At 59.7% G+C, this 11,557-nt stretch carries 11 protein-coding genes and 1 pseudogene; 6 read left to right on the top strand and 6 right to left on the bottom strand.

Annotated features, from left to right (window positions below; genetic code table 11):
- Nucleotides 1-25: 25 nt before the first annotated feature.
- Nucleotides 26-132 (bottom strand): annotated as a pseudogene (locus tag IB250_RS07005) (methyl-accepting chemotaxis protein); the annotation flags it as partial.
- A 102-nt stretch (nt 133-234) separates the two neighbouring features.
- Nucleotides 235-627, bottom strand: a complete 393-nt coding sequence (locus IB250_RS07000; protein WP_192343545.1) for a GFA family protein — start codon at nt 625-627, stop codon at nt 235-237.
- 133 nt (nt 628-760) lie between these two features.
- On the opposite strand from IB250_RS07000, the gene IB250_RS06995 reads away from it, so the two are divergent.
- The 3 genes from IB250_RS06995 to IB250_RS06985 all read left to right on the top strand — a co-directional run bounded on the left by IB250_RS06995 (nt 761) and on the right by IB250_RS06985 (nt 2,420).
- Nucleotides 761-1,060, top strand: a complete 300-nt coding sequence (locus tag IB250_RS06995; RefSeq protein WP_123495335.1) for a hypothetical protein — start codon at nt 761-763, stop codon at nt 1,058-1,060.
- Between the two features lie 108 nt (nt 1,061-1,168).
- Complete coding sequence (locus tag IB250_RS06990) at nt 1,169-1,648, top strand: VOC family protein (protein WP_192343544.1); 480 nt, start codon at nt 1,169-1,171, stop codon at nt 1,646-1,648.
- Nucleotides 1,649-1,679: 31 nt separating this feature from the next.
- Nucleotides 1,680-2,420, top strand: a complete 741-nt coding sequence (locus IB250_RS06985; RefSeq protein ID WP_192343543.1) for a Mut7-C RNAse domain-containing protein — start codon at nt 1,680-1,682, stop codon at nt 2,418-2,420.
- 315 nt (nt 2,421-2,735) lie between these two features.
- Here IB250_RS06985 and IB250_RS06980 read toward each other — a convergent pair whose 3' ends face one another.
- Entirely contained in the window at nt 2,736-4,451 is a 1,716-nt protein-coding gene (locus IB250_RS06980; protein WP_192343542.1) for an amidase, read from the bottom strand.
- Nucleotides 4,452-4,669: 218 nt separating this feature from the next.
- A complete protein-coding gene (locus IB250_RS06975; RefSeq protein WP_192343802.1) occupies nt 4,670-5,557 on the bottom strand; it encodes a LysR family transcriptional regulator in 888 nt (295 codons plus the stop codon).
- A gap of 102 nt (nt 5,558-5,659) precedes the next feature.
- On the opposite strand from IB250_RS06975, the gene IB250_RS06970 reads away from it, so the two are divergent.
- Entirely contained in the window at nt 5,660-6,730 is a 1,071-nt protein-coding gene (locus IB250_RS06970) for an alkene reductase (protein WP_192343541.1), read from the top strand.
- Between the two features lie 51 nt (nt 6,731-6,781).
- Nucleotides 6,782-7,366, top strand: coding sequence for an isochorismatase family protein (locus IB250_RS06965; protein WP_192343540.1), 585 nt, complete (start codon nt 6,782-6,784; stop codon nt 7,364-7,366).
- A 132-nt stretch (nt 7,367-7,498) separates the two neighbouring features.
- Here the strand turns inward: IB250_RS06965 and IB250_RS06960 are convergent, their stop codons facing one another.
- Together IB250_RS06960 and IB250_RS06955 are read right to left on the bottom strand one after the other, a co-directional pair.
- Nucleotides 7,499-9,400, bottom strand: a complete 1,902-nt coding sequence (locus IB250_RS06960) for a potassium transporter Kup (protein ID WP_192343539.1) — start codon at nt 9,398-9,400, stop codon at nt 7,499-7,501.
- A gap of 203 nt (nt 9,401-9,603) precedes the next feature.
- Nucleotides 9,604-10,224 (bottom strand): cell wall hydrolase, encoded by a 621-nt coding sequence (locus tag IB250_RS06955; RefSeq protein WP_192343801.1) that lies wholly within the window; start codon nt 10,222-10,224, stop codon nt 9,604-9,606.
- 458 nt (nt 10,225-10,682) lie between these two features.
- Here IB250_RS06955 and IB250_RS06950 point away from each other — a divergent pair, with 458 nt between their 5' ends.
- On the top strand, nt 10,683-11,534 hold the full coding sequence (locus IB250_RS06950; RefSeq protein WP_192343538.1) for a CAP domain-containing protein: 852 nt from the start codon (nt 10,683-10,685) through the stop codon (nt 11,532-11,534).
- The last annotated feature ends 23 nt before the right edge of the window (nt 11,535-11,557 follow it).

Genomic DNA, 11,557 nt, shown 5'->3' with positions numbered 1-11,557 from the left:
AACTGGAGACAACTGGAGACAACGTGGCCAGGGCCCTGACCTCATCCGCGACCACGGCAAAACCCCTGCCCTGGCAGCCTCGATCGCCGCGTTCAGCGCCAGCAGATTGGTCTGCTCGGCGATGGCGCGGATGGTGCCCGGAATCTGGTTGATGGAGTGGTCAACTCGATCTGCCGTTTGCCTTCGGCCACACGGTGGTGTCCGTTCTCGGCGTCTTCGCACCGTACATGCGACCTACTCCTCAAAGCGCCCCGTGGCGTCACGATCGCGCTCGTATCGTCGCGTGAGCGGAAACGGCGGCAACCAGGATTCGCGACGCACGATCCAGCTTTCGTAGGTAGGTGTCAGTTGGTCAGGGGCATCCAGGGATCCCAGGTTCACTTCGATTTCGTCGCCGGTGCGGGCGAAAACGGAGGAGCCGCAGCGAGGACAGAAAAACCGTCCGGCGTAGTCGCGTGTTTCGCCCTCGATCGTCACCGCGTCCTGAGGGAATATCGCGCAGGCGTGAAACAGAGCCCCATGATGTTTGCGGCAATCGAGACAGTGACAAAGACCGACCCGGTAGGGGAGTCCCGACGCCTCGATCCGGACGTTGCCGCACAGGCAACCGCCGGTGAATCGGTCCATGCTGCATCTCCTCTGATCAAGCGAGGGTTGTGACTTTGCAAACTGTGAAAATAGTAGCGAAGCCACGGCCATGGGTCGACTAATCTGAGTAGAGCACCAGCACAAACACGCCTCTAGCCTCAGGGGAAACGGGATGACCGGAAAAACAGCGCGCCAGTGTTCGTCATGGGTCCTGCCCTCCCTGCTCGCAATCAACCTGGCGCTGATGGCGGGATGTGCAGGCAAAGCTTCCACGGCTCACTATTCAGCCTCAAATACAGGCTCAAACTGCTACGCAAAAGCGATACCCACTGCCGGCGAGGGCGGCCTGGCTTGGGGCGATACCTTGAGCATGGCTCGCAAAAAATCCATGGATAATTGCATCCGCTATGCCGGCCGATCCGGTGGTACGCCCAATACCTGCCAGGTGGTGTTGTCGGAGTGCAAAAATTAATAGAGCGTCATCGAAACGGTCCATTCTGTTCGCGGTCAATCGTCTGAACAAACACCCGTCGGTCATGACCGAGGGCACTGAATAACACGCCAATTCTGGAGAACCAAGATGATCAGCAAGAACACGATCTGTCTCTGGTACGACGGCACCGCGCTGGATGCCGCGACGTTCTACGCCGAGACGTTCCCGGACAGCGCCGTGGGCGCTGTCCTTCGCGCACCTGGCGACTATCCGGCGGGTAAACAGGGCGATGTCCTGACGGTGGAGTTCACGGTGATGGGTATCCCTTGTCTGGGGCTGAACGGCGGGCCGGAGATCAAGCATAACGAGGCTTTCTCATTCCAGGTTGCGACCGACGACCAGACCGAAACCGACCGCTTGTGGAACGCGATCGTCGGAAACGGCGGCCAGGAAAATGTATGCGGCTGGTGCAAGGACAAGTGGGGACTGTCGTGGCAGATCACTCCACGCGTGCTGACCGCCGCGATAGCCAATCCTGATCGAGCGGCGGCCAAGCGTGCGTTCGACGCCATGATGGGGATGGGCAAGATCGACATCGCTGCGATTGAAGCGGCTTTGAAAGGTTAACCCGCGCTGCAGCCCTGCCATACTGTTCAACATGACCCGTGCAACCTTCCGCTTCTACGAGGAGCTCAACGATTTCCTGCCGGCCGACCGGCGGCGGCAGTCCTTCACCTGCGAGTGCGCACGCGGGGCGACGGTCAAGCACATGATCGAAGCGCTCGGAATTCCGCACACCGAGGTCGAGCTGGTGCTGCTCAACGGCGAGTCGGTGGGCCTGGAGCGGGTGATTTTCGACAATGACCGGCTGGCGGTGTATCCCAAATTCGAAGCGCTGGACATCAGCCCGCTGCTCAAGGTTCGTGCGCAACCTTTACGGGTGCTGCGCTTTATCGCTGATGCGCACCTTGGCGGGCTGGCCAACCTGCTGCGCATGAGCGGCTTCGACACCCTCTACGACAATGGCTTCGAGGACGGCGAGATCGCCGAGATCGCCGCGCAGCAAGGACGCATCGTGCTAACCCGCGACCGCGAACTGCTCAAGCGGCGGATCATCAGCCACGGCTGTTACGTGCATGCCCTGAAACCGTCGCTGCAGCTGCGCGAATTGTACGAGCGCCTCGACCTGGCGCGTACTGCGCGGCCATTCAGCCTGTGCCTGCATTGCAATCTGCCGCTGCACGAGATCAGCCCGGAAGTGGCCCGGTTGCAGGTGCCGCCCCGCGTTGGCGCCCTCTATTCGCACTTCCTGCGCTGCGACGCCTGCCAACGGGTTTACTGGGAGGGTTCGCACTGGCGCAGCATGTGCGCACTGCTGGCACCTCTGCTGGGCCGATAGCCGAGCGCATCGGGACGGCTGCCAGGGAAACTGGCTTTTGCGGGGTCTTGGAGCCTATGCAAACCCGAGGAACGACAGGATAACCACGACGATCACAACTACCCCGACGATGTAGATGATGTTGTTCATGAAATCCACCTCTCAACCTGGACAGGACTGCGTTAGAAAGACAAGACACTGCACCTTTGCCGGGAATACACATCGGCTGCGCTGCACACTATTTTTGCGAGCGACGATTTGAGTACAGCCAGACTGCCCTGGCTTACCGTTACCGGGCGGGATTGACGCGTGTGCCGTGCGCCAATCCCGCCCTTCCTAGTTCTGACCACCCGACAACGGTGGGGTTCGCGGCGGGATCAATCGCTTCGTCCCCGTCGACTCAAACGCCGAAGCCAAGCGCAGCAGCGTCGAATCGTCATAGGCCCGACCGGCGAAGGTCAGCCCGACGGGCATGCCGATGTCCGGCATGATTCCCATCGGCACCGTGACCGTGGGAACACCCAGGTGGCGGATGGCGAGATTGCCGTTGGCGACCCAGACACCGTTACTCCACGCGATGTCCGCAGACTTCGGATCGACATCGGCATTCGCCGGCCCAACGTCGGCCACCGTCGGGAAGATCACTGCGTCGAGCCCCAACCGATCCATCCAGTCCTCAAGATCGATACGGCGCGTCTGCTCAAGGCCGCGTAGCCCGTCCGGCACCGTGGGGATCTGGTCCCAAGGCGTGATGCCGCGCTCGGCCATCCGCACATACTCGTCCATGCCAGCGGCAAGGTCGCCCTCACGATTGGGCAGCGTCCCCGGGTCGTGCGGGAAAATCAGCGGTCCGTTCACATCGACCAGGCGATTGAGTTCTGGATCGCCGTTGGCCCGCAGAAAATCGTCGAACGCCCAGGCCGTCAGATCCCACAACTCATGGTGAAGGAACTCTTTGGAAACCAGGCCCCGGTTAAACACCGTTGGCGCACCGGGACGATCACCCTCGCAATTGGAAACCAGCGGGAAATCGACCTCGATCACTTCGGCCCCAAAGGCTTCGAGTGCCTTGCGTGCCTCCTCCCAGAGCCCGATCACGGAAGGACGGGTGTTGATTCGCTGCCCCGTCGGACCACCGATACCCGGCGCATCGCTCGTACCCGCTTCGGGATCCGCGTTGATGTACATACGAGGAACGCCGAAGCGTTTGCCAGCGAGGGCATCGGTATTGGCGGCAAGCGACCCATAGGAAGCGGGACGCACCGAGGCGACACTTGGAATAGGCACCCAGGGTTGCATCCGCCACAGATCGCCTCGTGTGTCGGGATCGTCCGCCACCACCACGTCGAGCACTTCGAGCAGGTCGGCCATGGTTCTGGCAAACGGCACGACAACGTCCATGGTCGGCGTCAACGGCCAATTCCCGCGCACCGAGATCACTCCGCGCGAAGGCGTATAGGCACACAAACCATTGTTAGACGCCGGGCCACGTCCGCTCGACCAGGTTTCTTCAGCGAGGCCGAACGCAGCGAAGCTGGCGGCAGTTGCAGTACCGGCACCGTTCGATGAGCCCGAGGCGAAGGGTGCGGTGAGATAGCCAGCGTTGTACGGGCTCTCAGCCCGGCCATACACCCCGCGCTGCATGCCGCCGTTGGCCATGGGCGGCATATTGGTCTTGCCCAGGCAAATTGCGCCAGCGGCACGAAGCCGTTCGATGGTGAACGCATCGCGATAAGCAATCAGGTTCGCGAACGCGGGACTTCCGGAGGCTGCGGTGAGCCCTTTCACCAGATAACTGTCCTTGGCCGTATAGGGAATGCCATCGAGCGGCCCCAGCGATTCGCCCTTGGCCCGACGGGCATCGGATGCCTGCGCTTCCTTGAGCGCATCGGGGTTGCGAACCACCACTGCGTTGAGGGCGGTGGGCGTGTCGGGGCCGTCGTAGGCATCGATCCTGGCGAGATAGGCCTGGACCAGCTCAACCGCCGTCGTCTGGCTCGATTCGAGCGCAGCACGCAGTTGGGAAATGGAAACCTCGGTGACCTCGATCATGCTATTACCGCCGGCGGGTGATGGGTGACTGGATGTTGGGCTCAAAGACATCACTTATCTCAAAATGGGTTTTCACAGTGGTTCTCGTTGCACTGCATTAGCGCGGTCGATTACTCACAATACGTGCTTAACCTGCGATCAATACGCTGTGAGCACGTTGTACCCGTGATTTTGCATGAGATTAGAGCAAGAGCCCACTCCATGAACTGCCCGGAACGCTACGCATCCTGAAGCCGCTCACGCAGAAACTCGATAAATCGCTGGGTTTTCGCCGGCAACAGCCGCGTCTCGGTGAGGGCGTAAACCGAGACGGGTGAAGCCTGCCACTGCGGCAAGACTCTGCGCAGCGTGCCATCGGCGAGGTCTTGCGCAACGATACCTTCCCCCAATAACGCGATACCCAGATCCAGCGTCGCCAGACGTCGAATCATTCCCACGCTGTTGAGTTCGAATCGACCTCCAACCTCAACCTCCATTTCCCCTTCCCCTTCACTGCTGGAGAGTATCCAGCGGTCAGCGCGCGTGCCGCGCATACGCAGGCATTCGTGCCAGGTCAGGTCCGAGGGATGAATCGGATCACCATACAGTTCGAGATAACGGGGTGAGGCATACAGGCCGCGGCGCAAACTGGCGAGCTTACGGGCGATCAGGTTCGAACTCGCGGGTTCGCCCATGCGAATGACCACATCAACCGGCTCACTCACCAGATCGACCTGACGCGGGGTCAGATCGAACTCGAAGCTGATACCGGGATACAACCGGGCAAACTCCGCGATCAGCGGTGCCAGATAGATATTGGCGAAATCCACCGGGAGCGAGGCCCGCAGCACACCGCTGGGTCGGGCAAGCATTTCGCCGAGCTGCTCGTGCGCAAGTCGGGCTTCGTCGACGATGCGTTTGCAGCGATCGAAGTACAACTGCCCCGCCTCGGTCAGCTCGATCTTGCGCGTGGTGCGATGCAAAAGCCTTAGCCCGATTTCCTTCTCGAGGCCACTTATCCGGCGCGACAGCGTCGAGTTCGGCATCCCCATCGCCTCTGCCGCCCGGCGGAAACTGCGCGCCTTCACGACCTCGACGAACAACGCCATGTCGTTGAGAAACTCCAATGTCATTGCTCCATCAGTGGATCAGTCAATTCAGTTTTACCCGGTTTATCCCGGATTCGGATTGATCAATGATAGCCACATCGTTTACCGAGGAGTACCGCAATGCATTCGCTTTTTTCTCAGGTCCAGATCGGTCGCCATACACTGACCAACCGCATGGTCATGGCCCCGATGACCCGTTCGCGTTCCGATGATTACGGGGTGCCTACCGAGCTGGTCCCGACCTACTACACGCAGCGCGCCGGTGCCGGGTTGATCATCTCTGAAGGGGTGTTCCCTGTGGCCCTTGGCAAGGGTTACGTGCGTACTCCCGGTATCGAAACCGCCGAGCAAGTGGCCGCCTGGAAGCAAGTGACCGAAGCCGTACAGGCTCGCGGTGGACGGATCTTCATGCAGCTGATGCACTGCGGACGCATATCGCACCCTTCGCTGTTGCCTGACGGCGCCCTGCCACAGGCACCTTCGGCGATCAAACCTGCCGGCCAGACCTGGACAGCCACAGGCCTTCAGGATTTCGTCACCCCACATGCGCTGACCGTGGTCGAGATTGCCGCGATCATCGAGGGTTACCGTCAGGCCGCACGCCTGGCCATCGAGGCCGGTTTCGACGGTGTCGAGCTGCATGCCGCTTCGGGGTATCTGCCTGAACAGTTTCTCTCGACGGGCAGCAATCAGCGCACGGATGAGTACGGTGGATCGGTTGAAAACCGTGCTCGTTTTGTACTGGAGGTGTTGAACGCCATGGCGACGGAAATTGGCAGTGATCGCGTCGGCATCAAGCTCTCCCCTGAAATGAACTTCAACGACATCGTCGATGCCAACCCGCAAGAAACCTACACCTGGCTGGTCGAGCAATTGCGTGGGCTGAATCTCGCTTATCTGCACGTTGCCCTGTTCGGCGCCAGCGTCGACTACCACGCCTTGTTGCGCCCACTGTTCGATGGCAGCTACCTGATCGGTGGCGGACTCGATCAAAACGCCGCCGAGGCCCTGATCGCTGAGGGCCGGGCCGACGCGGTGGTGTTTGGCAGCGCATTCCTCGCCAACCCCGACCTGCCCGAGCGTTTTCGTACAGGCGCCGAGCTGAATGTGCCGGACAAAGACACGTTCTACGCACCGGGCGCGCAGGGGTATATCGATTACCCGGCCATGAGTCCGGCACAGAGCGCCTGAGGAAACTGCCATTCCCACGCATGCCCCAACCTTACTGCCAGGAGAATTATCATGACGTACGAAAAATTCAGTGCCGACAATGCCGCCCTGCTGTTGATCGATCACCAGGTGGGGACGATGGGGTGGGTGAAATCCATTCCGCTCGAAGAGCTGAAACGCAATGCGCTGATGCTCGCCAAAGCGGCGAGCATTCTGAAGCTTCCGGTGGTCCTGACCTCCAGCATGGAGGAATACGCTCAGGGGCCGCTGCTCAGTGAGCTGGAGCAGATCCTGCCCGCCGAATTCGCTTCCCGCGTCAAACGCCTGGGTATCGTCAACGCGATGGACGATGAACACTTCGCCGCTGCCGTCAAAGCCACGGGCCGTAAAAAACTCATCATTGCCGGTGTCACCAATGACGTCTGCACGGTCTATCCGGCGCTGAGTCTGGTGCGCGAGGGGTATGAAGTTCAGGTGGTGGCCGATGGCGGCGGCTCACCGAGCGTCATGGCCGATGACATCGCCCTGCGGCGGATGGATAAAGGTGGCGTGACGCTGACGACCACCAACCAGCTGATTGCAGAACTCGCCGGAAGCTGGGCTACGCCGCAAGGTGGGCAGTTGGTGCAAGTGCTGATGGAAGCGCTTCAAGGCTAAAGGCTTCCAAACAGTAGAAGTGCAAAACCTGTGGGAGCGAGCCTGCTCGCGATAGCGGTGGATCAGCCAACATTACCTGGAATGGCTGAATGCAATCGCGAGCAGGCTCGCTCCCACAGAGATGAATCGCGTCTACATCTCAACCTGCGTGCCCAGCTCGATCACGCGATTGAGCGGCAACTTGAAGTATTTGAGGTTGCTGTTGGCGTTCTTCAGCAAGAACGCGAACAGGCTTTCGCGCCAACGGGCCATGCCAATACGCTTGGTCGGGATGACAGTCTCCCGGCTGAGGAAATACGTGGTGCGCATCGGGCTGAAATCCAGCTCTTTCAAATGGCATAGGCTCAACGCCAGAGGGACGTCGGGCTCCTCGATAAAACCAAAGTGCAGACTCACTCGAAAGAATCCTTCACCATAAGCCTCGACTTCGAATCGCCGGTCCGCCGGCACACGCGGACTGTCTTCAGATACCACGGTAAGCAACACCACCTGCTCGTGCAGCACCTGGTTATGCAACAGGTTGTGCAAGAGGGCATGAGGGACCGCATCCGCCCTGGCCGTCAGAAATACCGCGGTACCCTGCACACGATGGGGGGGTTGCGAGCCGATGCTGCTGATGAACAACGGCAGCGGCAGCGAGGTTTCGTCCAGCCGCTCGACAATGATCTTTCGGCCCCGTTTCCAGGTGGTCATCAAGATGAACAGGGCAATACCGGCAATCACCGGGAACGCACCACCCTGGAAGATCTTCGGAGCGTTGGCGGCGAAGTACAGACTGTCCACCAAGAGAAAACCCAAGAGCATCGGAATAGCCAGCCAACGAGGTGTTTTCCAAAGCAGCAATACAACAGCCGAGGACAGAATGGTGGTAATCAGCATGGTCCCCGTCACCGCCACACCATAAGCCGCCGCCAGTGCACTGGACGATTCAAAACCGATGACCAGCAACACGACGCCGACCATCAGCGCCCAGTTCACCATGCCGATGTAAATCTGCCCCTGCTCCTGACTGGAGGTGTGCTGGATAAACATACGAGGCACGTAACCCAGCTGAATGGCCTGGCGAGTCAGTGAGAACGCCCCGGAAATCACGGCTTGGGAGGCAATGATGGTGGCCAGTGTCGAGAGCGCGACCATCGGCAGCAACGCCCAGTCAGGTGCCAATAAATAGAACGGATTACGTACCGCTTCAGGGTTGCCGAGGATCAGCGCGCCCTGGCCAAAATAGTTGAGTACCAGGCCGGGGAGCACCAGGATGAACCAGGCTCGGGCAATGGGTTTACGACCAAAATGACCCATATCGGCATACAGTGCTTCGGCACCGGTCAATGCCAACACGACGGCGCCCAGAATGGCGACGCCAATGCCCGGATGGACCACGAAAAATTTCACCGCCCATGCAGGGTTCAGCGCTTGCAGAACTTCCGGCCGTTGCAGGATGCCGTAAATGCCAAGTGTGCCCAACACCACAAACCACAGCACCATGACCGGGCCGAACAGGATGCCGATACGAGCCGTGCCATGTTTCTGTATCAGGAACAGTGCTACCAGGACGACCACGGACAGCGGAACCACCCAATGCTCAATGCCATCGAACGCAAGCTGTAACCCTTCAACTGCAGAGAGCACCGAGATGGCGGGGGTGATCATGCTGTCCCCGTAAAAAAGTGCCGCGCCAAACAGGCCAAGCAACACCAGCACCCTGCTCATTTTGGGGTACGGCGCCGCAGCCCGACGTGCCAGTGCCGTCAAGGCCATGATGCCCCCTTCGCCCTGGTTGTCGGCACGAAGGATAAACAGCACGTACTTGATCGAGACGACCCAGATCAGTGACCAGAAGATCAACGACAGAACGCCCAGTACACCGTCGTGATTGGCCTGGACTCCGTAGTGACCGGCGAACACTTCCTTGAGGGTGTAAAGAGGGCTGGTGCCGATATCCCCATAAACCACGCCCACCGCGGCGATGAGCAAGCCCACTCCCGAGGTTTTGGAATGGGATTCTTCATGGGCCGGGATCGCTGTTTCGCTCACGGGTAACTTCTCGATAAGGAGGAAGGATTGCAATGTCAGTCAGTTTAGCGAACCTTAACTGACTGGAATCAGGAAAAAATACAGGCATATTCATGATCAAAAAAACGCGGCAAGTATCGTCGCGAGAGAGAATATCGACCGTAAAGAATCCGTAAAATTGTACGGATAGCCCCCTCCCCCAATGATCATCAAACGATTCACTCCTATTTTGATGTCCCGCCACGAGGTTTATAAAACAGGAACTTCCCGATCTCAGCCGTTCTGGTGTATTTCTTCGCCCAGGCGGGTTTCACCGTTCTGTCGTGGAAATACAAGGCACCATGGGTTCGGTCCTTGAGTTGCTTGTTGAGTGCCTTGCGCGCGATTTCCTTGGCAAGGGCATATTCGTCGTCTTCCTTTACCTGATCTGCACGGCCGTCGCACCACCATGAAAACTGGCAGGAGCCCGTTTCAGAGCCTTGCTTGACCACGGCGCACACCGTATCGGGAAACCCACCATGGCCGAGCCGGTTCATGACCACGCTGGCGACGGCTTCCATGTTGGCAGGTGCAACACCTTTGGCTTCCCAATAGATACTGCGTGCAAAGCAGGTGATTGCATCGTCCAGAGGGGCTGCGCCTGCCGGATCGACTGCCTGCGCTTCGGAGGGGGTGATGACTGCGGACTTGGGTACCGGAACTTCGCTGTCCTTCTCGGCGGCTTTCTCTTCCAGGACCTGCGCCTTGTCTTCGGCTACTTCCTGTTTTTGCTCCTGCTCAGTCGCCAACACCTGACCGCACAGAAGGATGATTGCGAAGCAGGTGACTACCCATTTTAATCGCATGATCGATCCTTCCGATGACACTGGCTTGGGCAATGAAACGGCGATGTTGTAGCGCTGACCTGCTGTGATTGTAGTCGTCGCAAGCCATTCCAGCCGTCTGACAATAAATGCATGTCGGCGCAAAAAGGCATTGCGTGCGCAGGGGGGAAATCGCGCATCATGGGCAAAGGGGGCGTTCTCAATTAGTTTCCCCGCCGCGCCGGGTCTGCTGTTGTGCAGGGCAAGGCGCGAGAAGCGTAGTTTGGTCATTCCAAATAAGCTTCGAGCAACGCAGCCCTGCACAACAGCAGGCCCGGCCCTTCGGGTTGTGCCTTAAAGCGGGCCAGCCTGCGTTGCAGGCCTTGGAAAGGGAACAACCATTCCCAGCGGCCTACGCCTTGCCTGGCCCGCTTTAAGGCGACAACGCGGCGGGGAAACTAATTGAGAACGCCCCCCTAGTCCGTCCAAGGGAGATTTTCATGCGCAGCCTGTCATCCATTTTGCATCTCGCCGTGTTGTCATTCGGGCTGATGTTCAGCGTCGCCGCGTCGGCGGCCGATGAAACGCAGCTGGTCGAGTCGATCAACGTTTACCGCAGCCAGGCGCAGCGCTGCGCAGGCCAGGCGTCTTCGGAGTTGCCACCACTGGCGAGCGATCCGCGTCTGGTCCTGTCCGCCAACAGCATCGGCGACTTGCAGCAGGCACTGGCCCGTGCGGCGTATCCGATGGTCAATGTGCAGGCGATCAGCCTGTCCGGCCCGCGTGATGCGCCGTCCGCCATGAAGGCGATTCAGGAGAGCTTCTGCCAAGTGGTGCTGGACCCGCAATTCGTCGACATCGGCGTCAGCCGCGATGGCCGTGAATGGCGCATTGTACTGGCGCGTCCGCTGTTGACCGGGCGTCTGGGTGACTGGCAGGCGGAGGGACAGAAACTGCTTGAAGCGATGAATAGCGCCCGCGCTCAGACGCGCCAGTGCGGCACCCAAGCCTTTGCCGCCACGGCGCCGCTGGCCTGGAACGCCACACTGGGCTCCGCGGCCGAGACCCACAGCCGGGCCATGGCCAACAATAACTATTTCGATCACAAGGACCGCGACGGCCGCACACCGGGTGATCGGGCTGAACTGGCCGGTTATGCGGGCCAACAGGTCGGCGAGAACATCGCCGCCGGGCAAGACACCGTGCGCAAAGTGGTCGATGGCTGGCTGGCCAGCCCGGGCCATTGCGCCAACCTGATGAACCCGCAATTTCGTGAGCTGGGTGCGGCCTATGCGGTGGACCCGAAGAGTGACGCAGGCATTTACTGGACGGCGATGTTCGGGACGCCGTGAAGGCTTGAATCGACAGTTGAAAA

This window comes from Pseudomonas sp. PDM09, from assembly GCF_014852305.1.
GTDB lineage: Bacteria > Pseudomonadota > Gammaproteobacteria > Pseudomonadales > Pseudomonadaceae > Aquipseudomonas.
This window is presented reverse-complemented; position numbering and strand designations above follow the sequence as displayed.

Bases quoted from the DNA above. Each gene is read 5' to 3' on its own strand.
- IB250_RS07000 (WP_192343545.1), bottom strand. From the start codon at position 627: ATGGACCGATTCACCGGCGGTTGCCTGTGCGGCAACGTCCGGATCGAG.
- IB250_RS06995 (WP_123495335.1), top strand. From the start codon at position 761: ATGACCGGAAAAACAGCGCGCCAGTGTTCGTCATGGGTCCTGCCCTCC.
- IB250_RS06990 (WP_192343544.1), top strand. From the start codon at position 1,169: ATGATCAGCAAGAACACGATCTGTCTCTGGTACGACGGCACCGCGCTG.
- IB250_RS06985 (WP_192343543.1), top strand. From the start codon at position 1,680: ATGACCCGTGCAACCTTCCGCTTCTACGAGGAGCTCAACGATTTCCTG.
- IB250_RS06980 (WP_192343542.1), bottom strand. From the start codon at position 4,451: ATGATCGAGGTCACCGAGGTTTCCATTTCCCAACTGCGTGCTGCGCTC.
- IB250_RS06970 (WP_192343541.1), top strand. From the start codon at position 5,660: ATGCATTCGCTTTTTTCTCAGGTCCAGATCGGTCGCCATACACTGACC.
- IB250_RS06965 (WP_192343540.1), top strand. From the start codon at position 6,782: ATGACGTACGAAAAATTCAGTGCCGACAATGCCGCCCTGCTGTTGATC.
- IB250_RS06955 (WP_192343801.1), bottom strand. From the start codon at position 10,224: ATGCGATTAAAATGGGTAGTCACCTGCTTCGCAATCATCCTTCTGTGC.
- IB250_RS06950 (WP_192343538.1), top strand. From the start codon at position 10,683: ATGCGCAGCCTGTCATCCATTTTGCATCTCGCCGTGTTGTCATTCGGG.